Origin of the sequence: Veillonella sp. VA141 (assembly GCF_003992175.1) — a bacterium.
Lineage (GTDB): Bacteria > Bacillota > Negativicutes > Veillonellales > Veillonellaceae > F0422.
In genome coordinates this window covers 245,409-268,142 of the sequence record NZ_RQVM01000002.1, presented here as the reverse complement: position 1 = coordinate 268,142, position 22,734 = coordinate 245,409, and the positions used below count along the sequence as shown (strand labels likewise).

The following is a 22,734-nucleotide window of genomic DNA, read 5'->3' as shown; positions in this document are numbered from 1 at the left end:
CGGTTTATAGTTAGACAGCTATACGTATAGTCAAAAAGCATAGGTGAATTAGAACTTTCAGTATATGTATGCCTAGTGTTAAGTACGCTAGTATAGTGATAGAGAGCCTAAAGGAGGAGAGGGTTATGATGGAAATGAGTACCATTGCAAAACAACATGAGGAGCAGCGACATTTGGAAGCAAATGGTTTGTATAGTTCCCAATTTGAAAAAGATGCGTGCGGCATGGGATTTGTGGTGAATATTAAAGGTAAAAAATCCCATGATATTATCGACGACGGCTTGCGTATTCTTGAGCGATTGGAGCACCGTGGTGGTGCTGGCGCCGATAAGGATACTGGCGATGGAGCGGGCATCTTAGTGCAAATTCCACATGATTTTTTCCGCCGTGAGTGCGAAGTGTTAGGTATCCATTTACCACCTGCTGGTGACTACGGGGTGGGTATGGTCTTTGCTCATAAGTATGAAACATTACGGAATGAGCAAAAGCAAATCTTAGAAGAAGTAGTTCGTGAAGAAGGTCAAATTGTATTGGGCTGGCGGGAAGTTCCGGTAGACTCTACAGCAGTTGGTCATGAGGCGGCATTAATTCGTCCTTGGATGATCCAAATTCTTATCGGTAAAGGTCAAGATGTGACAAACCAAGCGGAGTTTGAACGCAAATTATATATGATTCGTAAAATTGCAGAAAAACGCATCGTCCCATTGAGCAAAGAAATGAGTAGCGATTTCTACATTGCCTCTTTGTCTTCTAAAACGATCGTCTACAAAGGTATGTTGACACCAGTGCAATTACGAAACTTTTACCTAGATTTGAACGATTTAGATTTCACCTCTGCCTTGGCGATGGTTCATTCTCGTTTCAGTACGAATACATTTCCAAGTTGGGCACGGGCCCATCCTAACCGTTATTTAGTACATAATGGGGAAATCAACACCATTCGTGGTAATGTGAACTGGATCAATGCTCGTGAAGGAAAAGCAGAGTCGCCATTGTTCCCGGATATTAAAAAAGTGTTCCCTGTTGTTGATGATACAGGATCTGACTCTGCCATGTTCGACAATACTCTTGAGTTCTTGCATATGACAGGCCGTAGCTTACCTCATGCGATTATGATGATGATTCCAGAACCATGGGAACGCAATACCTTGATGAGCCAAGAAAAACACGACTTCTATGAATTTAATAGTTTCATGATGGAACCATGGGATGGTCCAGCGGCAATGGGCTTTACTGATGGGACTGTGATCGGTGGTGTCTTAGACAGAAATGGCTTGCGTCCAGCTCGTTACTATGTGACAGCAGATGACCGTGTGATTATGGCATCCGAAGTGGGCGTTGTAAATGAAGCAGATGATATGATTCGTGCCAAAGGCCGTTTAGAACCAGGTAAAATGCTATTAATCGACACAGAAGAAGGTCGCATCATTTCTGATGAAGAAATCAAACACCGTGTGGCTACAGAACTTCCTTACAATGAGTGGGTGAAAGAACATGTGATCCACTTGTCGGAGATTCAACAAGCTACGGAAGAGAGTATCCCTGAGGTAGGGGACTTGTTCATGCAACAACAAGTATTCGGCTATACCCAAGAAGATTTGGTACGCATGATTATCCCTATGGCAAAAGATGGGAAAGATCCTGTAGGATCTATGGGGGCTGATGCGCCGCTAGCAATCTTGTCGGACAAACCACAAATGTTATACTCCTATTTTAAACAGCTTTTTGCACAGGTGACAAATCCCCCAATCGATGCTATCCGCGAAGAAATGGTGACATCCACACGAGTGATGCTCGGAAATAGCGGTAACTTGACGGACCCTAACAAAGTGGGCACCTATGCAGTATCCATGCGGACACCTATCATGACGAATCAAGAATTGGCAAGTATTAAACAATTGGACTGCCGTCGCATGAAATCCGTGACCTTGTCCATCTTGTTTGACCCAGCCAAAGGTGCTGAGGGTATGAAAGAAGCCTTAGACCGTTTGTGCAAGGATGCAGAGGAAGCAGCTCGCACAGACCAAAATGTGTTGATCTTGTCTGACCGTGGCGTGGACGAACACCATGCGCCGATTCCAGCTTTATTGGCAGTGGCAGCGGTGCACAATCATTTAATTAACACTGTATTACGCACGGAAATGGGCTTAATCTTAGAATCTGGGGAACCTCGTGAAGTGCATCATTTCTGTACACTCTTAGGCTATGGCGTAACGGCCATCAATCCATATGTGGCATTAGCAACAGTACGTGACTTACAAGCCACCAACCGATTGGGAGACCTTACACCAGAGGAAGCAGAAGCAAACTACATCAAGGCCTCTGTGTCGGGCATTATGAAAGTGATGTCGAAAATGGGTATTTCCACTGTACGTAGCTACCATGGGGCACAAATCTTTGAGGCATTGGGATTGAATACGAACTTTATTAGTACCTACTTCCCGAACACACCGACACGCATTGGTGGTATCGGCTTAGGTGGCGTAGCTCATGAAACATTGGAACGATTCCAACGGGCTTTCAAAGAAGATGTGAAAGTCCTTGAACCAGGTGGTTGGTACGGACCTATGAAAGATGGGGAAGAGCATTTATTCAATCCAGATACGATTAAGTTATTACAAACATCCTTAATCGAAGGGGATTACAATAGATACAAAGAATATTCCAAAATGATTCGAAATGATTACCATGTGACCTTACGGAGCTTGATGGAATTGAACTTCCCTGTAGGTGGCGGTATTCCTGTGGAAGAAGTAGAACCAGTGGAAGACATTGTGAAACGCTTTAAAGCTGGCGCTATGAGTTACGGTGCTATCAGTAAAGAGGCCCACGAAACTATTGCCATCGCTATGAACCGTTTAGGATCTACATCGAACTCTGGGGAAGGCGGCGAAGATACAAGTCGCTTTGTTCTCGATGCCAATAGAGATAATCGCAATAGTGAAGTAAAACAAATTGCATCAGGTCGCTTTGGGGTAACAACGAATTACTTGGTACATGCGAAAGAATTACAAATCAAATGTGCCCAAGGAGCGAAACCAGGTGAGGGCGGTCAATTACCGGGTAAAAAGGTATATCCAGAGATTGCCAAAGCTCGTCACTCCACACCAGGTGTAGAACTGGTATCTCCGCCACCACATCACGATATTTACTCCATCGAAGACTTGGCAGAGTTGATTTACGACTTGAAATGCGTCAATCCAAGTGCAGCGATTTCCGTAAAATTGACCTCAGAAGCTGGGGTAGGTACCATTGCCGCAGGGGTAGCCAAAGCGAAAGCAGACAGCATCCTCATCTCCGGCTACGATGGTGGTACTGGCGCAGCAGGTCGTACATCTGTAAAACATGCAGGTGTGCCATGGGAATTGGGCCTTTCAGAAACGCATCAAACCTTGATGTTGAACCGTTTGCGTGACCGTGTACAGCTGGAAGTGGACAGTAAACTGATGACTGGTTATGATGTGGCGATCGCAGCCTTGTTGGGAGCAGAATTATTCGGATTTGGTACCTTGCCATTAGTGGCAGTGGGCTGTCGTATGGCACGGGTTTGCCATATGAATACATGTCCGTATGGTGTGGCCACACAAGATGAGAAATTGCGTGCTAAGTTTACAGGTAAACCAGAATATGTGGAAAACTTAATGAAGTTTATCGCCCAAGAATTGCGTGAAATCATGGCTCGTTTAGGTATCCGCAGTGTTCGTGAGTTAGTAGGTCGTATTGACTTAGTACGCCAACGCTCACAGGACGATAATTTCAAATTGTCTCGTGTGGACTTGAAACGAATCTTGTTCAAACCATATACAGATGCGTCTGTGGGACATTTACACAGCATCGACCAAGACCATGAATTGGAACGCACCTTGGATATGAAAAAATTACTTCGTATGTGCCGTCCTGCCTTGGATGATCAAAAACCAATTCGTGCCAAATTGGCTATCAGCAATGTGAATCGTGTAGTAGGTACCTTAGTTGGTGGCGAGGTGGTTCGTCGTTACGGTGAAACGGGCTTGCCAGAGAATACTATCAAATTGAATTTCGTTGGTTCTGCAGGTCAAAGCTTCGGCGCTTTCATTCCGAATGGTATGACATTGGAACTTGAAGGTGATGCCAACGACTATCTTGGCAAAGGCTTGTCTGGTGGTACTATCATTGCGTACCCACCAAAAGCTGCTACCTATGAGGCGCATGAAAACATCTTAATCGGTAACGTGGCATTCTATGGGGCTACTTCTGGTACTGCCTATATCAACGGTGTGGCTGGGGAACGGTTCTGCGTTCGTAACAGCGGTATTACCGCCGTTGTAGAAGGTGTAGGTGACCACGGTTGCGAATACATGACTGGTGGTGAGGTCCTTGTCCTTGGCCGTGTGGGCCGTAACTTTGGGGCTGGCATGTCCGGTGGTTATGCGTACGTCCTTGATTTAGATGGACGCTACTGTAATACAGGACTTGTGGAACTTCGTAAAACTAGTGAAAGTGATTTAGCACGGATTCATGAGCTAATACGACAACATGTATTGCATACAAACTCTAAACAAGGTCGACATATGTTAGAAAACTGGGTATTGTACAAAGATCGCTTTACGAAAATCGTGCCAACAGCTTACGAAGAAATGGAGCAAAGTATCGCTCACTTCCAAGAGGAAGGCATGGCATTAGAAGAAGCACAATTAGCAGCATTTAAAGCAAAATATATGAGTGGAAAATAGAGGGTAGATCTTAGGTAACCGATATATCTAGGGGGAACTCTATCCATAAACTGAATCGTTGTGTAAAAAAGAGGAAAGTTGAGCAAAATGCATCAACTTTCCTCTCTATTTATACTCTGATAACTAAAAAAGGGTCCGAGAGGACCCTTTTAATTTGAAGTATGATATGTGGAAGATATATTAGCCTTCATGACTTTTTAATTGCATACCTTCTAACAATGTTTTCTCCGATTCTTCCATATGGATACGAGCAATCTGGCGAGCTCGTTCCACATCGCGATCGGAGATAGCTTCCACAAGTTGACGATGTTCATCCCAAGTTTTGGCAAGACGACCTGTTTGGCTCATAGACAATGTACGGAACCGCAATGTTTGTTCCCGTAGATTGTTTATCATTTCAACAAGACGATCATTACGAGAAGCTTTATAAAGGATTTCATGGAATAGAATATCGGCTTGTACGACTTTGTCTAAGTTATTTTCGTTCATGTAATTGCCGATTTCTACAAGATGTTGCTCTAAGGCCTCGATTTCTTCATTCGTAATACGTTCTGCAGCTAGTTCTGCGGCTAATTCTTCTAAGATAGAACGAAGTTCAAACACTTCTGTTACATCTTTCAAACTCATATCTGCCACATAGGTACCACGGCGAGGAATCATAACAATGAGTCCTTCTTGCTCTAAAATGCGGATGGCTTCACGGATAGGGGTGCGGCTCACACCGAGTTCTTCCGCAAGAGGAATCTCCATGAGACGTTCTCCTGGTGGTAAAATACCATCGCGAATGGCTTGACGCAAAGCATCGCTAACAATTTCACGAAGCGGTTTGTAAGCGTCTAAACGGATGGGTTGTAAACGTGGTGCATTCATCGTAGGGCCTCCTCATCATGTGTTTTCGTAATTAGTGAAAGCCAGTTATAACCAGCTTTTTTGATTTCTTCTTGTAATCGAATTGCATCCAGTGCTTTTTCCAATAGAACCACCATAGTAGGACCGCTACCTGTCATGATGGTGGGAAATCCACGGTCTAAGAAAAATTGCTTACATGCTGTAAGTTCTGGATGGACAGGGAATATTAATTCTTCAAAGGTGTTGTCACTACTAATAAAAGCTTGACAAAAGTCTTTGGCATTCATATGTGCAGTAACGGTATCCATCGTGTCTGAAGTGACACGAGAAGTCCCTGCAAATCTTCCGTAGGCTTCTGCCGTGGAAATACTCACTTCTGGTTTTACGATCAGTAGCCATTGAGCACTACTAGTTGGTAAAGTTTCTAATAGTTCTCCTCGACCGGTGCCACGGGCAGTGCCGCCTTTTAGTAAGAATGGTACATCAGATCCGAGTTTAGAAGCCATGGTCAATAGTTCTTCATCGGTTAAGCGCAGGTCCCAAAACTTGTTAAGGCCTAGTAGCATAGCGGCACCGTCACCACTACCACCGCCCATACCAGCACAAGGGGGAACTCGTTTTAACAAATGAATAGCAGCCCCTTGTTTACAGCCCGTATAGTCTTGCACCATACGAAGGGCTTTCATAGCAATATTACTTTCTGTATAGGGAATTAATTGTGCCATATAATAAGGCAGTTCAGGAGCATCGCCAGAGAACACCACAGAATGGTGACGCGCGAAATAGAGGGAATCCCCTAAGAAAATAGATTGAAAAATGGTATCTATATCGTGGTACCCATCATCACGTTTGCCCGTGATAGCAAGACCTACATTGATTTTACTAAAAGCTCGTTGTTCCATAAGATTGTCACCTCAGTGAAGTCATCGAAAATGTTTACATGTACTCTTTATTATATCATAATTAGCTTAAGAAGTGACGATTCTCTGAAAGTATGGTATTCTATTGTGTAGCGGCAATTGGAAAGGAAGTGACTGTATGACTGATGAAGAGTATATGCGTGAAGCCTTGGTAGAGGCACGTAAGGCCTATGATATGGGTGAGATTCCTATTGGTGCAGTATTAGTGCATGAAGGCAAGATTATCAGTCGTCATCACAACAGACGCGAGATTGACCATGATGCGACGGCTCATGCAGAGGTCCTTGTCATCCGTGAGGCGAATGCTATGCTTGAAAGGTGGCGGTTGACCGGTTGTACGCTTTATGTTACCATAGAGCCGTGCCCTATGTGTGCTGGTGCTATTATTAATAGTCGTATAGATCGTGTTGTCTATGGCAGTAGTGATTATAAGGGCGGTGCGGTAGAATCTTTGTTTAATGTACTTTCACATCCGAATTTAAATCATGAACCACAGGTGTTATCGGGTGTATTGCAAGAAGAATGCAGTCAAATTATGAAAGATTTTTTCAAAGAACGCCGTCGTATACGGAGAGGTACTCAAGTGGCTGAAGAGTCCGCACTCGAAATGCGGTAGGTCAGGAAACTGGCGCGGGGGTTCAAATCCCCCTCTCTCCGCCAAAGTAAGGGCTGTGTCAGTAGATGCAGCCCTTTTTTACAAAATGATGTAGTTATAGGAGGTATGATATGGAAGTATATTACTCCCCTTTACAAGAGGTTAATCAAGAATTAATCCATAAACGATTAGATTTTTTGTTGCGTAAAATCGGCTTTGATGAAATTGGTTGCGCTGGCAAAAAAGTGGCTCTACTTCGCAATGATTTGCACAGCGATTATGAGGCGTATGAAACGGTAGTGGCATATATGAAAGCACGCATCGAATCCGAAGGTGGCACTGTGGTCTATGTAGATGAGCCTAGCAACCATTCTTGTGAGGTCATCATTCCTGATGGTGAATCTGTGAAAGTAGCCTATATCGATGAACGCATTGCTACCAGTGATGTGGTGATTTCTGTAAACCACATTAAAGCGAATGAGTACAGCGGATTCTCTGGGGCTGTGAACAATACAGGGTGGTACTCTGCGAGCCTAGAAGGTCGTCGTGAATTGGTAGCTTTAACAGGTACAGAGCATCATAAAGCGGTGGCTGAATATGCAGCAGCTGCCACTCGAAATCGTCAACGATTCCATGTAGGGGTAGCGATGGACGTTGTAGCAGATTATGTGAACCAAGATAAGCTGAAAGAGGCTGGTGCTACTAACGAAATCGTAAGTAACTTAGGCATTGTTGTATCCTATGACATGGTGGCTATGGACGAAGCTTTGGGAGACATTATTACCCAAGCTACACCAGTGGAACATGGCGTATTAAGCACAGTGGAAAAACGTACGTGGGATTATTTCAAAGATATTTCTCCTAATAGCGAATGGCAAGCCATCTTACTTCGTGCGGACCGCATGGGACTTGGTACACGTTCCTACGCCTTGGTGAAAGACGAAGAGTTAATCTTCTATGGTGAAAAAATTTAATAGTACGTAACTAGAACAATAGGTAGCTTTTATAAGCTGTGGAAGGATAGGTTATGTGAATAATAAAAAATCTCTAGTGTAAGCGAGTGCGTAAGGCATCGCTTTGACTAGAGATTTTTGCATGTAGGGTGTGTATACTCGGAGTAGAAATATAATAATTTAGCTTGTATATGCATAAGATATAGATGCGATTAGCATCCATTTTTAGGGCGATATTAATAGAAAAATAGTGATTTTTGTGATATAATGTCTACTAAATAGGAAAAATGTGGCAAGAGGTATATAGAATGGAAAGTGTTACTGTTGCTGAAATTATCAAAGAGCTAGATATTTCTAAAGCATACTTATATAAATTGATTGAGAAAGAAAAAATTGTAGTACCTAAAAGCGATACAGGAAGATATCTCTGGAATGAAGAGATTATTAAAGCTTTGAAAACAAAACTTAATATAGAAGATGAGAACCCTAGTGATTATATTGAACAATTAATATCAGAATTAGGTCTAAAACAATTATTTATTAATAATAGAAGATATTTAGGAAATAAGTATTCTCTTTCTAATTTTATAAGGAAGACTGTTGAAGAAAATTGCAAAGGGATTAATATTGTCATAGATATTTTTAGTGGTACAGGTGCAGTTTCGAATGCTTTTAAAGATAAAATGCTTATCACCAATGATTTATTATATAGTAATTATATTTCAAATTATGCTTGGTTTGGGGCAGAAGAGTATTCTAGTGAAAAAATAGTAGAGATTATCTATGAATATAATCAAATAGAAACACAAGAAAATAACTATATGAGAGAGACTTTTGGAGATACATTTTTTTCTGCAGATGATTGTAGCAAGATAGGATATATTAGAGAAGATATAGAGCTAAAATATAAAACGAAAGAAATCAACTTCAAGGAATATGCAATTTTGATTACAGCATTATTATATGCAATGGATAAAATTGCGAATACTGTAGGGCATTATGATGCGTATAGAAAAAAATTAGACTTTGATAAATCGTTGGTATTACATGTGCTATTACCAGAGAAATGTATAAACCCTAACAATAGTTGTTATAATATCGATGCCAATATGTTGGTAAAATCGATTAAGGGGGATTTATTATATTTAGATCCACCATATAACTCAAGACAATATTGTGATGCCTATCATTTGCTTGAAAATGTAGCACGATGGGAAAAACCAGAAGTGTATGGTGTTGCTCGAAAAATGGATAGGTCTGCTATAAAAAGCGATTACTGCATGATTAATGCAACAAAAGCATTTGAAGAATTGATTGATAAAGCAAATGTAAAATATATTTTACTTTCATACAATAATATGTCAGACAAGGGAAATGACCGATCAAATGCTAAAATTTCAGATGAAGATATTATTAGAATTTTGAGAAAAAAAGGGAAAGTGACAATATTTGAAGCGGATCATAAAGCTTTTTCAACAGGAAAGTCAGATATCAAAGATAATAAAGAGCGGTTATTTTTGTGCGAAGTGTACGATTCATCAAAGAAAATTAATATAGCAAGTCCATTTAATTATATTGGAGGAAAGTTTAAGCTATTAGATCAAATTCAGCCATTATTTGATGAAAAAGAGGTATTCTTCGATATCTTTGCTGGTGGAGGTAATGTAGGAATTAATTCATTGTCTTCAAAAGTTATTTTTAATGACCTGAATGACCGTGTAATTGGGCTGATGAATTTTATTAAAACGTCTGAAACGAATGCGTTATTAACTTCTATAGATCAGGTGATTGAAGAATATGGTCTATCTAATACAGCATTATATGGATATGCTTATTATAATTGTAATAGTAGTAATGGGTTATCTGAGTATAACAAAGGAAAATTCACAAAGTTGAGAGATGATTTTAATGGAAAATATATCGATGGAACTATCGATTATGTGATGCTCTATGTATTGATGGTTTATTCCTTTAATAATCAGATTCGGTTTAATAGAAAAGGGTTGTTTAATCTTCCAGTAGGTAAACGAGATTTTAACTCAAAAATGAGAAGCAAATTGGTTTTATTTTCTGAGGAGTTGAAGAATAAAGATGTTCAATTCATGGAAAAAGATTTTAGAGATATATTGTTAGATGATTTTGGGGCAGGAACATTCATATATTGTGATCCACCATATTTAATAACTAGTGCGACCTACAATGAAAACGGAATGTGGACGGAACATGATGAAAAAGATTTACTAAACTTTTTGGACGATGCAAATAAAAAAGGATTTTCCTTTGCTTTGTCAAATGTATTAGAAAGTAAGGGGGAGAAAAATCATCTTCTATATGACTGGGTTGAAGCCAATGGATATACTTGTCATTACTTAGATAAAAGTTATTCCAATAGTAATTATCATAGAAAAGATAAGGATGGTATCTCTAAGGAAGTGCTTATTACAAATTATTCGATTGATTAAAGAGGTGGGTAAATGTCTAATACAGTTATCTCATATCAGAGTTTTTGTTGGGTTGTGGGGACGACAAGCTTTAGGACTGCAAAACTAAATTTAAAAATAGAGGAGCAATTACTGCTACTCGATGAATTTTATCGTGAAATCAGCAAGAAATCACAATGGGAATGGTGTTCTACAATCCAAGAGCAATATTATAATTTTATGAAAGATAAGGGATTTGTGACAGGTGAAGCAAATCTAAAAGATAAAGATGCTAGAGAAAAAACTTCTGGGCTAGTAGAACTTGGCCTTGTTACAGCAGACAGAATACTTACGGAAGCAGGTAGAACTCTGCTAGATGTAACAACTACAGGAGCATTTGAAGCCAATAATGATTTCAACATTAGTGGCGATAGCTTTATGTATTTAAAGCAACTGTTAAAAACAAGCGTGGATGTAAGTGGGTGTATTGTTAGACCTTTTATTGCTGTGCTCAAATGTTTAACTGAACTAGAGTTTTTAACCTATGATGAGTTTACATATTTTATTCCATTAATCAAGGATGGTGAAAGTGCTGAGCAAATTATTAAAGATATAAAATCTTATAGATTAGGGAAAATTAAAGCCGAGGAAATTATCTATAAGAGATTGATGCAGATGGATAATTATAAGTTGGCTTTACATGTATTCATGGAGTCTGAAGTTGATGAAGAGGTAATCTGTACAATAGGGATTAATCGTAAAAGCCGGAGATATGATAAACCTTATTATGCATTATATGAAAATGTAAAAGGAATATTTCTTGAAGGGAAAAATAATTATGAAGAACTTTTACATGCTGCGAAGAACATTAATCAAAGACCGGGCACGTTGTGGAGAAACTTATTATTCCAAACTACTAATATTTCATCTATAAGAAGAAAAGGGAAAGAATCGATATCAGAAAATTGTCCATTCTTATCATGCAGAAATGAACTGGAGTTGAAAAAGGTATTTTTTGAATATCTACATGTATTTAAGGCGATATCAACGTTGGCAGATTATTTTGATTTAAATAGAAGGTATTTTAATCTTGCAGATGTATTAATTTTTGAAGATCGCACAATCAAATTAGATGTGCTTCCTAAATATTATTTTCAAGAAATCATTGAAGAGTTATATAGTGTGGCATTTACAAAAGATAGCAATCTACAAGTTGATGTAGAACTAGAAGAAATATCTTTTGCATTTACTATCGATATGAATAAAATATATAGTGCTTTAAGCCAAGATTTGGGGGTTAGGGTTGATAGTGGAGATCAAGTAGCAACATATATTAATGATGAACGTTCTAGAAGATTTAATATATTGATTGATAAGAAGTTCACCGATAATATACTTATTGAATTATTGCATTGTTTTGAAATACGGGATGATAGGAGAATTGAAGAATTAGTTACCGACGAAGCGACTATTCCAACCATATTTGAATATATATTGGGGATTATATGGTATAAAGTTAGTGAGCGGCAAGGTAATATTTTGGAGTTTATGAATTTATCGTTAGAAGCTAATCTTTTACCTAAAACTCATGCAGCTGGTGGGTATGCTGATATTATCTATAAGTATGAAGCGTGTGGTGACTATCCTGAACATTCCTTGTTATTAGAAGCGACTCTTGCAGATGGAAGTAATCAGAGAAGAATGGAAATGGAACCTGTTTCGAGGCATTTAGGGGATTATAGGGTTCGCTATAATAATCGGTTTGATTATAGTCTGTTTATTAGTACTTATTTAGATAAAAATGTTGTGTATGATTTTAGATATAGAAAGCTAATTCCATACACTAAAAATGAAGTAACTATTGATGGTATGAAAATTATTTCTATGGATACACAGGCTCTAAAGAAAATTATAGAGCGTAATATTTCTTATAGACATTTGTACCAAGTATTTGATGTATATCACAATAAAGAGTTAGGAGATATTGATTGGCATGATGGCTTAATACGAGAAGCAACTAAAGAATACGGACCTTAAAGAAGTACAAAACTCCCTAGGTGAAACCCTAGGGAGTTATACTATCGAGGATAGTACATAATAATCAGTACTCCAATAATGGAGACAATGCCGCCGATGATATCATAGCGATCGGGTGTAATGCCGTCCACATAATAGCCCCATAAAATAGAGAGGGCAATGAAGATGCCACCATAGGCGGCGTATACTTTACCGAAAGGCGCTTCTTGTAAGGTAGGGATAATTCCATAAATGATGAGTGTAATAGCACCTGCGAGCATATACCACGGGCTTTTATCGTCTTTCAGGTAAAGCCATACTAAATAACCGCCACCGATTTCAGCAATACCGGCTAGAATAAAATAAAATATTGATAAGAGAATTTGCGACATAGTAAATACCTTTATGTTAACTGCATTTCATAGGATGAAATACATACGGTACGTTGTGCAAGAATTTTATAATTTCAATATACCGTGTACTAAGACCGTATGTAATATATAGTAAATGATATATATTTTCATTATATAAACTAATCATAATAATTTCAACCACCAAGGCATAAAAAAGCAACCAATCCGAAGATTGGTTGCTGTAGTATCCTATTATTTGGAGTACAATTCGACGATTAATGTTTCGTTTACTTCGATAGGAAGTTCTTCACGTTCAGGAAGGCGAGTTAATGTGCCTTGGAAAGCGTCAAGATTTTTTTCGATGTAAGGAAGTTCGAAAGAACGAAGTTCTTGGAAGTTCACTTTGAACATTTCGTTGTCACGGCTAGCTTCACGAAGTTCGATTACATCGCCAACTTTACATTGGTAGGATGGAATGTCAACGCGTTTACCGTTAACAAGAATATGGCCATGGTTTACCATTTGACGTGCTTGACGGATGGAGTTACCGAAGCCAATGCGATATACAAGGTTATCCAAACGGCATTCCAACAATTTTAACATGTTTTGGCCTGTAACACCATGCATTTTTTTCGCTTTATCGTAATAGCGTACGAACTGGCGTTCTAGCAAGTTGTAGTATGCTTTAACTTTTTGTTTTTCTAATAATTGAAGACCATATTCAGACATTTTCTTTTGACGTTGGTCTTTTTTTACACGTTTTAAAGCCTTCGCGTGACCGAAAACGTTCACACCGAAGCGACGGCATAACTTAAATCGTGCTTCTCTTCTCGTTGCCATGTGATTATCACCTCATAGATTAATAAAACTTTGCACAAATCGTGCTTAATTATTATACCCTATGAAAATGAAAAAGTCAAAGGGTTATAACCATTGTCAAGGGCCGTGTATGTGCTATAATAAAGGGTACAGTATTAGTATTTCCATTGGGAAATGATGTAAGAGGAGATTCACAATGAATGTGTCCTATAATGTTAAAGAAGAATTATGTATAGAACATACACCAGGTGCAGGTGCCATCGTTATTTTTGGGGCCTCTGGAGACCTGACAAAACGTAAATTATTACCAGCTATTTATTCCTTGTTTCAACGTGGTTTACTTTCACCGAAGGTAGCCGTAGTGGGCGTAGCACGGACAGCCATGAGCCACGACGAGTTTCGTGAACAAGTGAAAGCATCCATATTAGGCGATCGTGAACCAAGTGCAGAAGAATTAGCATTTATTGAACGCTTTTCCTATGTGTCTGGTCAATATACAGAACCTTCTACGTATGTAGCGTTGCGAGAAGAGTTAGAGCGTGTGGCAACGGCGCATTGCACAGGTGGTAATGCACTATTTTATCTAGCCATGCCACCAGAGTTATTTGAACCTATCGTCCGTGAATTACATGGGGCGAAGCTATTAGAAGAAGTAGGTTCTTGGTCTCGAGTAATCATTGAGAAACCTTTTGGGCATGATTTAGAAAGTGCTATCGCATTAGATGAATCATTAAAACAATATATAACAGAAGAGCAAACCTATCGTATTGATCATTATTTAGGGAAAGAAACGGTACAAAATATCTTGATGCTTCGCTTCGCCAATGCTATATTTGAACCGCTTTGGAATCGTAAATATATTGAACGTGTAGAAATTACGGTGGCTGAAGAGTTAGGTGTAGAAAAACGTGCTGGCTATTATGATGGGGCAGGCGCTTTGCGTGATATGGTGCAAAACCATATGATCCAGGTATTATCTTTGATTGCTATGGAACCACCTGCCAGTTTTAATGCCGACGATTACCGTGATGAAATCGCTAAATTGATTTCGTCTATTCGTGGTTTACATCGTCAAAAATTAGGCGATATTGCAGTGCGTGGTCAATATACAGATTCTGGTAATACAGAACGTCCAGCCCCAGAGTATCGGAAGGAAGAAAATGTGCCACCCACGTCTACGACAGAAACTTATGTGGCATTGAAACTGTTCATTGATAATTGGAGATGGCGTGATGTGCCGTTCTATTTACGTACAGGGAAACGATTGCCGAAGAAATCAAGTGAAATTGCTATTACTTTCAAACCAATTCCGCACTCCATTTTTAAACCGTTCCATGCGAAAGACTTTAACCAAAATGTATTGGTTCTTCGTATGCAACCAAACGAAGGAATGGGATTGTCCTTAGAGGTAAAATCTCCAGGATCGAAATTAAGTGTCAATACGTTAGAAATGGACTTTTCTTATAGCAATTCTAAGGAATTAGCAGACATTCCAGATGCTTATGAAAGATTGATTTTAGATGGTTTATTAGGAGACCAAACATTATTCGTTCGCAATGATGCGGTAGAAAAATCTTGGCGTTTATTTAAGCCATTGATTGAGGCATGGGAACGAAATGATGAAGAAACACCGTTATGCTTCTATCCAGCTTTCAGTGAGGGCCCAAAAGAGGCAGAAGAGTTATTAGAAGGAGGATCTTGGTCGTGGCGAGAGATATAATTCATGCATTTCCTACAGGAGATGACGTGGCGAAAGCAGTGGCCGATCGATTTTTAACTTATACAAATGAATGCATTGCAGAAACAGGCGCTTGCGTGGTGGCTGTATCTGGAGGGACTACACCAAATGCATTGTTTTCATTGCTCGATTCTGATGAGTATACAAATCGTATCGATTGGGAGCATATTTTCTTCCTTTGGGTAGATGAACGATTTGTGCCACAGTCGAATCCAGATAACAATTTTGGCCGTGCAAAAGATCGCTTATTTGGAAATATTATGGGAGCTGCTCACTATTATCCAGTACCAACGAATAATGGTACTGTGGAGGAAGCAGCAGATAAATATGAACAAGAAGTACAAATGGTCTTGAAGCGCACAGAAAAGGAATCCATAGATTTAGTCTTACTAGGCTTAGGTGATGATGGACATACAGCGTCCCTATTCCCTAAATCGGAAGCTTTGTATGAACGTGATCGTATGGTAGTGGCTGTGAAAGACGGCAAAGTATGGGAACGTGTGACATTGACATTCCCAATGCTGGTGAATGCGAAATCTGTGTGGTTCACGGTGGTAGGCGCTTCTAAAGAGGCGGCCTTAGCTCGTGTGCTTCGCCAACGTAAAGAATATGAAGAATATTCTTGGGAGGATCGAGTAGACCATTGTTTACCAGGTGCGGTATTAACTCATGAACCAGTAGAATGGTATGTAGATGATTCTGCGCATAAAAATTAATTGATTTGAAATGCGAGGTATTAGGTATGTTTAATTTTGGTACACAAGAGTTATTTCTTATTTTAATTATTGCCCTTGTTATCTTTGGACCTAAAAAGTTACCTGAAATTGGTAAGGCCATTGGTAAAAGTATTAATGAATTTAAAGATGCTGTCAGTGGTGATAAGAAGGTAGCAAAAGAAGAACCTGTTAAAACAGAGACCATAGATGTAGAAGCAGGTGCTACAAATAGTCATAAACAAAATAATTAGGAGGATTTATGTGTAAAGATTGCGGTTGCGGTAGCACAGGTAATGTGACTACGAAATTATTTCATGTTCCAGGTATGATGTGTGAAAATTGTGAAAATACGGTCAATACAGCTGTCCGTGGTTTACTAGGCGTGTTGGAATCTGTTGTCGATTTAGCGACAAAAGAAGTAAGAATTCGCTTTGATCATACAAAAATAGATGAAGCAACAATTCGTGCAGCTATCGACGAAACAGGTTTTGAAGTGGAATCTGTGAAAGACTATGTTCGTGAACATGGTGGCATTTTGGGCGCTATTAAGAAAATATTCAAATAAGGCGTACTATCTGGTGATATGCCGGGTATATATTAGAATACAAGGAGGGGCTATCTGGATTGATTTCAAGATGGCCCTTTTATAGGAGTTAGTATGATACGCAAGTTTAATCAAAAAGAATACACCTGGGATGGAGTCGACACGTTGGTATACAAGCAAGATAATAGCCCTTTTAAAGATGTGACCCGTCAAGTTTTGTTTGATGGAGCTTGGGATATTCCATGCCAATTCCGTTATTTTGAGGTACAACCAGGTGGGTATAGCACTATGGAGCGCCATGAGCATACGCATATGGTCATGATCTTCCGTGGGAAAGGCCAATGTTTACTAGGCGACACCGTGGAAGACGTCCAAGAAGGAGATATGATTGAAATCCCTAAATTGATGGCACACCAATTCCGTGCGAACCAAGACGATCATTTAGGCTTCCTCTGCTTGGTTAATGTGGACCGAGATAAGGTGCAAGTTATCACAGAGGAAGAACAAGCTGTGATGATGGAAAATCCTGTAATCGAGGAGTTTTTAAATAGCTAGTTAATCAGTTTACATACAACTGTCTCACAAGGAAGAAATATAAGTGATGAGGAATCTAGGCATCTAATATTGATGTTAGGAGTTATCGTTACTTATGTTTCTTTTTTGTTTTGAAGTGAAATTGCATTATACAATTAAGTAGATAACATTTTCTGATATACAATAACGGAGTCTAGTTATAATCATGAGAGTGGGACGAAAACTATACGATGCATATCACAGCTAATAGTTGTAACACATAAATGGACAAATATATTATAAATTTAAGATAAATCCCTTTTATTAGAGAGAAATATTTGTTATAATTGAAAAGTTCTCATTTTTTATAGAAAGTAGGTTACATATGAATTTTATTCGTAGTATTAATCGCTTGTTCAATGATTACCTAGCATGGATTGTGTTAGCTATGGCAGTTATCGCATTCTTAGTGCCAGAACTATTCATGGGGGCAGCGAAACAAACAGTTCCTTTGTTACAATTAGTTATGTTCAGCATGGGCTTAACCTTAACAGGGAAAGTATTCTTAGACGTATTTAAACAACCGTGGCAAGTGATCTTGGTATCCTTGATTCAATTCTTGTGGATGCCACTAGCAGGTTGGTTAGTAGGTACCTTGTTTGGATTCCCACCAGAAATCGCCTTAGGATTTATCTTGTTAGGGGCAGCACCAGGTGGTACCGCATCCAATGTAATGACATTCTTGGCAAATGGTAATGTGCCATTGTCCGTATCTGCAACGACAGTATCCACTTTGTTGGCACCAGTGTTAACACCAATCTTCATCGTCTTATACGCAGGACAAACTGTAGATATTGCATTCTGGCCGATGTTCATGTCCATCGTGAAAATCATTGCGGTCCCAATTGCGTTGGGCATTATTGTAAACTATTTCATCGGTTCTCGCATTGAACCTGTGAAAGAAGTATTACCAACAGTAGGTGCCGTAGCTGTATTAATTATCCTAGCTGGCGTCACTGCCGTTAGCCGTGATAATATCTTAGCGCACGGTGTGATGATTTTCTTAGCTTGTTTAGTGCAAAATGTGAGCGGTTATGTAGTGACGTATTTCATTTGCCGTCTATTTGGTTCTAACGTACCAGATCGCCGTGCCATGCAAATCGAAGTGGCAATGCAAAACTCTGCCTTGGCAGCTAGCTTGGCGTTGAAACATTTTACACCACAAGCAGCCGTAGCAGGCGCCGTGTTCTCCATTATCCATAACTTTACAGGATCTATCTTTGCGGGCATTTGCCGAAGAAACGATTCTAAAAATACACATTAATCTATAAGTTAATGTACTTTGGGTATTAGAGCATTTAGAAAATTAAATATCTAGTAGAAACGTCATATACTTTCATAGCCTTCTATAGGATGAAAGTATGTGACGTTTTTTCCTTGTAAAATCCTAAAATAAAGTATATAATAGACTGTCGTAGTACAATTTGTACAAATATTAGGAATACCCTACTTAAGTAGATAAAGGAGCATAGAATGATTCGTGAAAATCTTCGCAATGTGGCGATTATCGCCCACGTTGACCATGGTAAAACAACATTGGTAGACGCATTGCTTAAACAAAGCCATATTTTCCGTGATAATGAAAAAGTTGCTGAGCGTGTAATGGACTCTAACGACTTAGAACGTGAAAGAGGGATTACGATCCTTTCCAAAAATACAGCAGTTATGCATAACGATGTAAAAATTAACATCGTGGACACACCGGGCCATGCTGACTTCGGTGGTGAAGTAGAACGTGTATTGAACATGGTTGATGGCGTATTGTTATTGGTGGACTCTTTTGAAGGTCCAATGCCACAAACGAAATACGTATTGCGCAAAGCTTTGGAACAAGGTTTGAAACCAATCGTGGTTATCAACAAAATTGACCGTCCTGACCAACGCGTTCATGAAGTAGAAGATGAAGTATTAGAATTATTCATGGAATTGGAAGCAGACGATGATCAATTGGACTTCCCAGTGGTGTATGCCTCTGCTCGTGATGGCATTGCGAAAGCATCCATGGAAGATGATTCCACAGATATGACTGCATTATTCGATGTATTGATTAAAGAAATTCCTGCTCCACAAGGTGATATCGATGGTCCATTGCAATTCATGGTAACTACCCTTGACTATGATGATTTCGTAGGAAAAATTGCAGTAGGTCGTATCGTTCGTGGTCGCATGAAAACTAATCAACAAGTGGTGTTAATGAATGGTGAAAGCACTCGTAAAGGCAAAATCGGTCGTGTGTACACATACAATGGTTTAAATCGTGTAGAAACTGATGAAGCAGGCATGGGCGACATCATTGCTTTCGTAGGTATCGATGACATCAATATCGGTGAGACTGTAGCGGATGCAGAAAATCCAGAAGCACTACCAACAATCTCTATCGATGAGCCAACATTATCCATGATGTTCTCCGTTAATAACTCTCCATTCGCAGGCCGTGAAGGTGACTATGTAACAAGTCGTCATTTACGTGACCGTTTGTTCAAAGAAGTAGAAACTAACGTATCCATGCGTGTAGAAGAAACAGATTCTCCGGACTCTTTCAAAGTATCTGGCCGTGGCGAATTGCATTTGGCAGTATTGATCGAAACTATGCGCCGTGAAGGTTACGAATTGCAAGTGGGTAAACCTCGTGTAATTTTCAAAGATATCAATGGTCAAAAATGTGAACCATTGGAGCATTTAACTATCGATGTGCCACAAGAATTTATGGGCGCCGTTATGGAAAACTTAGGTGTTCGTAAAGCTGAGTTAATCAACATGGTTGAATTAGCTGGTTACTTACGTATGGAATTCGTAGTCCCTGCTCGTGGCTTGATTGGTTTCCGTGCGCAGTTCTTAACAGCTACAAAAGGTAATGGTATCATGAACCATGTATTCCATGGCTATGCACCATACAAAGGAGATATCCCAGGCCGTACGCGCGGTGCCTTGGTAGCTTTCGAAGACGGCGAAACAACACCATATGGCTTGAACTCTGTACAAGACCGTGGTACTTTATTCTTAGGTGCTAACGTACCAGTATATACGGGTCAAGTTATTGGCGAAAATGCTCGTGAAAATGACATGGACGTAAACCCTAACAAAAAGAAACATGTTACTAACATGCGTTCTAGCTCCTCTGATGAGGCAGTTCGTTTAACACCTCCACGTATCTTCAGTTTGGAACAAGCTCTAGAGTGGATCAACGATGACGAATTGGTAGAAGTAACACCAGAAAACATCCGTATGCGTAAAGCTATTTTGGATCGTTCTGCTCGTGCGAAAGCAGCAAAAGCAGCAAAATAATTACATATACTAGACTAGGAATAGTCTATGTACATAGAAATAGAGAAAGTAGTGGGATACCATGGCTTTCTCTATTTTGTTGTATTTTATAGGACTGAAAGCCTATAATAGATATATAAGTAATACATTAGTAATGATATAGGAGATACAGGAGATAGGATGAAAGAACTTCGCACACTGCCAGATGGTAGCATTACTTATGAACTGCATAGAAAACGCGTGAAGAACATGAATCTTCGTGTCACCACCAGTGGCGTAGTACGAGTGTCTGCCTCCCCTCGTGTTCCCCTAGGATTGATTGAAGCCTTCATCTGTCGTCATCGAGCTTTCGTTGAAAAAGCACTGCAAAACCGAAAAAGCAGAGGCGGTCATCCCATGGTACCTGCTGTAGATACAGAAATCATGGTGATGGGTAAGATGTATCGAGTCATATTAGAACAGCCTCATACAGTATCTGCCTATTTGGAAACATCTTCGCAGGATAGTCAATTAAGTGATACTCCGTCAGATTCTCCATTGAAAGGTAGTTTATCAAAAAGGAAGGGCGCACAAGGAAGCCGATCACAAAGAAAACTGTCGAGAGGGAACGCCTCTACCTATGCAGTAACGGTGGTAGACGACATATTGTTGGTACGCTACCCAAGTAATCATGAGACCTTGGATGCTAGCAAAGTAGAACGAATGTGGCTTAGCTTTTGGAAAACCATAGGTCAGGACTTCATGGAAACACTAGCACAACAAGTGTATAGTGAGTTTCAACAAGCGGGGTATACAGTGCCGACACCGACCTTGCGCTTGCGGTACATGACGAGCCGTTGGGGATCTTGTATGCCTTTAAAAGAAATTATCACTATGAATACTCGATTGCTATTAGGGCCTACGGAGTTTGCTCACTATGTGATGGTCCATGAATTTGCCCATTTTATAGAGCCGAACCATTCGTCACGCTTTTATAAGGTTATGAGCGATGTGTTGCCAAATTGGGAGCAAGTGAAAGCGGAGATGAAGGAATATTATACATAAGCAGGGTTAGGTAATGTACAATTATAGAGATTAAGAGGTTCCTATGAAATATTTTAGATACACTATTGATAGAGGGTTATTACAAGTTAAAAGTCACATATATCGTATTTCCACCTATCATTATAATTGGCATAATCATATTGAGTTATTATGGGTATTAAAAGGAGCTTTAGAAGTGTGTGTAGAGGGGCAGGCCTATACATTACAACGAGATGACATGATTTTATATTCATCACAATGTGGGCATGCTACATTGGCATTAGAAGAGGATACGATTGCTCTCGTCTTTCATGTAGAACCACAATGGTTTTTGCAGTATGATCAGGATTTTATGAAGTATCGATTTGTGTCAGTCTCCACACAAGATATAAATATTGCTGAAAGGTATAAAGAGCTTCGCCAATCGTTAGCGTATATTATGAATCATCATACTGCAGAAATAAGCATTAGTGCGCTAGAAACCATGAAGGTAGATGGTGTTATATATACAGTGTTGTCAGATGTGTATGAGATTATACTGGCTAGTCGATACGAGAATCAATTATCCACTAAGATATTGCATCAAGAAGAAAATTTTGAACGGATGGTTCATTTTATCGATGAACATTTTCGCGACCGTCTTGAGTTAGCAACGATTGCTGATGTAGGCGGATATACTGAAAGCTACACCTCTCAACTATTTAAACGGCAGCTGGGGATTACTTTTTTAGAATATGTGTCACGTATGCGATTGCGTGAGGCAGCGATACGATTAGTAAATACGGATGATATGGTTATTCATATTGCAAGTTATTGTGGGTTCCCTGACGTAAAAGCTTTTAATAGTGCGTTTAAAAAACATTTTAAACTAACTCCTTCTGCCTATCGTGAACGGGCAAAGAGAATTGAGCGTCATACAGTGTTAGAAGATTGGAAAGAATATATTAGCTCTGATGATACAGAAATTAAGGGGATATTAACAATGTATGGAAGTTACCTGACTAGAGAAAATGTGAAGTATGAGGAAAATGAATATACGAAACAAAGCCTTGTTAGTAAGGTTCAACGGGTTAAAGAAGAATTACAGCAGCTATTGCAGACCCTAGAATAAGCTAGGTATACTTTACTTGCATATATATAATATTAAGTATATGGATATATTTTTATATAATAAAATAAGGCTGAATTTAATTAATACTGGTAAATGCTATGTTATTACATGTAATAACATAGCATTTT

Annotated in this window: 18 protein-coding genes and 1 tRNA gene; 15 read left to right on the top strand and 4 right to left on the bottom strand. The window is 39.4% G+C overall.

Going from position 1 to position 22,734, the window contains the following annotated elements; all coding sequences use genetic code 11:
* Positions 1 to 125: 125 nt before the first annotated feature.
* Positions 126 to 4,712 carry a glutamate synthase large subunit gene (gene gltB, locus EO112_RS03480; protein WP_009352978.1) on the top strand — a complete coding sequence of 1,529 codons (4,587 nt, stop codon included), beginning with the start codon at positions 126 to 128 and terminating at the stop codon, positions 4,710 to 4,712.
* Between the two features lie 180 nt (positions 4,713 to 4,892).
* Here the strand turns inward: gltB and EO112_RS03475 are convergent, their stop codons facing one another.
* Positions 4,893 to 5,582: a GntR family transcriptional regulator gene (locus tag EO112_RS03475; RefSeq protein WP_009352903.1), complete on the bottom strand. Its 690-nt coding sequence runs from the start codon at positions 5,580 to 5,582 to the stop codon at positions 4,893 to 4,895.
* The gene (gene ispE / locus EO112_RS03470) at positions 5,579 to 6,463 is read right to left on the bottom strand and encodes a 4-(cytidine 5'-diphospho)-2-C-methyl-D-erythritol kinase (RefSeq protein WP_009352886.1); all 885 of its coding nucleotides are present in this window, start codon (positions 6,461 to 6,463) and stop codon (positions 5,579 to 5,581) included. Before ispE ends, EO112_RS03475 begins: the two co-directional genes overlap by 4 nt.
* Before the next feature lie 136 nt (positions 6,464 to 6,599).
* On the opposite strand from ispE, the gene tadA reads away from it, so the two are divergent.
* From tadA to EO112_RS03445, 5 genes are all read left to right on the top strand, one after another.
* Complete coding sequence (gene tadA / locus EO112_RS03465) at positions 6,600 to 7,097, top strand: tRNA adenosine(34) deaminase TadA (protein ID WP_071814776.1); 498 nt, start codon at positions 6,600 to 6,602, stop codon at positions 7,095 to 7,097.
* Positions 7,051 to 7,141, top strand: a tRNA-Ser gene (locus EO112_RS03460). Before tadA ends, EO112_RS03460 begins: the two co-directional genes overlap by 47 nt.
* Before the next feature lie 66 nt (positions 7,142 to 7,207).
* The gene (locus tag EO112_RS03455) at positions 7,208 to 8,050 is read left to right on the top strand and encodes a DUF362 domain-containing protein (protein ID WP_009352922.1); all 843 of its coding nucleotides are present in this window, start codon (positions 7,208 to 7,210) and stop codon (positions 8,048 to 8,050) included.
* Positions 8,051 to 8,337: 287 nt separating this feature from the next.
* Positions 8,338 to 10,491 (top strand): Dam family site-specific DNA-(adenine-N6)-methyltransferase, encoded by a 2,154-nt coding sequence (locus EO112_RS03450; protein WP_127162920.1) that lies wholly within the window; start codon positions 8,338 to 8,340, stop codon positions 10,489 to 10,491.
* 12 nt (positions 10,492 to 10,503) lie between these two features.
* Complete coding sequence (locus EO112_RS03445; RefSeq protein ID WP_127162918.1) at positions 10,504 to 12,486, top strand: AlwI family type II restriction endonuclease; 1,983 nt, start codon at positions 10,504 to 10,506, stop codon at positions 12,484 to 12,486.
* Positions 12,487 to 12,527: 41 nt separating this feature from the next.
* On the opposite strand, the gene EO112_RS03440 is transcribed toward EO112_RS03445, so the two are convergent.
* Both EO112_RS03440 and rpsD read right to left on the bottom strand, forming a co-directional pair.
* Positions 12,528 to 12,848, bottom strand: a complete 321-nt coding sequence (locus EO112_RS03440) for a YnfA family protein (protein ID WP_197413469.1) — start codon at positions 12,846 to 12,848, stop codon at positions 12,528 to 12,530.
* Positions 12,849 to 13,070: 222 nt separating this feature from the next.
* On the bottom strand, positions 13,071 to 13,658 hold the full coding sequence (gene rpsD / locus EO112_RS03435) for a 30S ribosomal protein S4 (protein ID WP_009353000.1): 588 nt from the start codon (positions 13,656 to 13,658) through the stop codon (positions 13,071 to 13,073).
* 175 nt (positions 13,659 to 13,833) lie between these two features.
* On the opposite strand from rpsD, the gene zwf reads away from it, so the two are divergent.
* The 9 genes from zwf (at position 13,834) to EO112_RS03390 (ending at position 22,606) form a co-directional block, all read left to right on the top strand.
* Entirely contained in the window at positions 13,834 to 15,357 is a 1,524-nt protein-coding gene (gene zwf, locus EO112_RS03430) for a glucose-6-phosphate dehydrogenase (protein ID WP_062401030.1), read from the top strand.
* Positions 15,342 to 16,091: a 6-phosphogluconolactonase gene (pgl, locus tag EO112_RS03425; RefSeq protein WP_127162916.1), complete on the top strand. Its 750-nt coding sequence runs from the start codon at positions 15,342 to 15,344 to the stop codon at positions 16,089 to 16,091. The genes zwf and pgl overlap by 16 nt, the downstream gene beginning before the upstream one ends.
* A gap of 26 nt (positions 16,092 to 16,117) precedes the next feature.
* Complete coding sequence (locus tag EO112_RS03420) at positions 16,118 to 16,342, top strand: twin-arginine translocase TatA/TatE family subunit (RefSeq protein WP_127162913.1); 225 nt, start codon at positions 16,118 to 16,120, stop codon at positions 16,340 to 16,342.
* Between the two features lie 8 nt (positions 16,343 to 16,350).
* The gene (locus EO112_RS03415) at positions 16,351 to 16,656 is read left to right on the top strand and encodes a heavy-metal-associated domain-containing protein (RefSeq protein ID WP_127162911.1); all 306 of its coding nucleotides are present in this window, start codon (positions 16,351 to 16,353) and stop codon (positions 16,654 to 16,656) included.
* Positions 16,657 to 16,749: 93 nt separating this feature from the next.
* Complete coding sequence (locus tag EO112_RS03410; RefSeq protein ID WP_009352998.1) at positions 16,750 to 17,190, top strand: cupin domain-containing protein; 441 nt, start codon at positions 16,750 to 16,752, stop codon at positions 17,188 to 17,190.
* Positions 17,191 to 17,533: 343 nt separating this feature from the next.
* On the top strand, positions 17,534 to 18,472 hold the full coding sequence (locus EO112_RS03405) for a bile acid:sodium symporter family protein (RefSeq protein WP_009352921.1): 939 nt from the start codon (positions 17,534 to 17,536) through the stop codon (positions 18,470 to 18,472).
* Positions 18,473 to 18,681: 209 nt separating this feature from the next.
* Entirely contained in the window at positions 18,682 to 20,493 is a 1,812-nt protein-coding gene (gene typA, locus EO112_RS03400) for a translational GTPase TypA (RefSeq protein ID WP_009352910.1), read from the top strand.
* Between the two features lie 159 nt (positions 20,494 to 20,652).
* A complete protein-coding gene (locus EO112_RS03395; RefSeq protein ID WP_009352884.1) occupies positions 20,653 to 21,516 on the top strand; it encodes a M48 family metallopeptidase in 864 nt (287 codons plus the stop codon).
* Between the two features lie 43 nt (positions 21,517 to 21,559).
* Positions 21,560 to 22,606, top strand: a complete 1,047-nt coding sequence (locus EO112_RS03390) for an AraC family transcriptional regulator (RefSeq protein ID WP_127162909.1) — start codon at positions 21,560 to 21,562, stop codon at positions 22,604 to 22,606.
* The last annotated feature ends 128 nt before the right edge of the window (positions 22,607 to 22,734 follow it).

What these genes read in the sequence shown, in the direction of transcription:
- gltB (WP_009352978.1), top strand. Translation starts at nt 126, where the DNA reads ATGATGGAAATGAGTACCATTGCAAAACAACATGAGGAGCAGCGACAT.
- EO112_RS03475 (WP_009352903.1), bottom strand. Translation starts at nt 5,582, where the DNA reads ATGAATGCACCACGTTTACAACCCATCCGTTTAGACGCTTACAAACCG.
- ispE (WP_009352886.1), bottom strand. Translation starts at nt 6,463, where the DNA reads ATGGAACAACGAGCTTTTAGTAAAATCAATGTAGGTCTTGCTATCACG.
- tadA (WP_071814776.1), top strand. Translation starts at nt 6,600, where the DNA reads ATGACTGATGAAGAGTATATGCGTGAAGCCTTGGTAGAGGCACGTAAG.
- EO112_RS03455 (WP_009352922.1), top strand. Translation starts at nt 7,208, where the DNA reads ATGGAAGTATATTACTCCCCTTTACAAGAGGTTAATCAAGAATTAATC.
- EO112_RS03450 (WP_127162920.1), top strand. Translation starts at nt 8,338, where the DNA reads ATGGAAAGTGTTACTGTTGCTGAAATTATCAAAGAGCTAGATATTTCT.
- EO112_RS03445 (WP_127162918.1), top strand. Translation starts at nt 10,504, where the DNA reads ATGTCTAATACAGTTATCTCATATCAGAGTTTTTGTTGGGTTGTGGGG.
- rpsD (WP_009353000.1), bottom strand. Translation starts at nt 13,658, where the DNA reads ATGGCAACGAGAAGAGAAGCACGATTTAAGTTATGCCGTCGCTTCGGT.
- zwf (WP_062401030.1), top strand. Translation starts at nt 13,834, where the DNA reads ATGAATGTGTCCTATAATGTTAAAGAAGAATTATGTATAGAACATACA.
- EO112_RS03420 (WP_127162913.1), top strand. Translation starts at nt 16,118, where the DNA reads ATGTTTAATTTTGGTACACAAGAGTTATTTCTTATTTTAATTATTGCC.
- EO112_RS03415 (WP_127162911.1), top strand. Translation starts at nt 16,351, where the DNA reads ATGTGTAAAGATTGCGGTTGCGGTAGCACAGGTAATGTGACTACGAAA.
- EO112_RS03410 (WP_009352998.1), top strand. Translation starts at nt 16,750, where the DNA reads ATGATACGCAAGTTTAATCAAAAAGAATACACCTGGGATGGAGTCGAC.
- EO112_RS03405 (WP_009352921.1), top strand. Translation starts at nt 17,534, where the DNA reads ATGAATTTTATTCGTAGTATTAATCGCTTGTTCAATGATTACCTAGCA.
- typA (WP_009352910.1), top strand. Translation starts at nt 18,682, where the DNA reads ATGATTCGTGAAAATCTTCGCAATGTGGCGATTATCGCCCACGTTGAC.
- EO112_RS03395 (WP_009352884.1), top strand. Translation starts at nt 20,653, where the DNA reads ATGAAAGAACTTCGCACACTGCCAGATGGTAGCATTACTTATGAACTG.
- EO112_RS03390 (WP_127162909.1), top strand. Translation starts at nt 21,560, where the DNA reads ATGAAATATTTTAGATACACTATTGATAGAGGGTTATTACAAGTTAAA.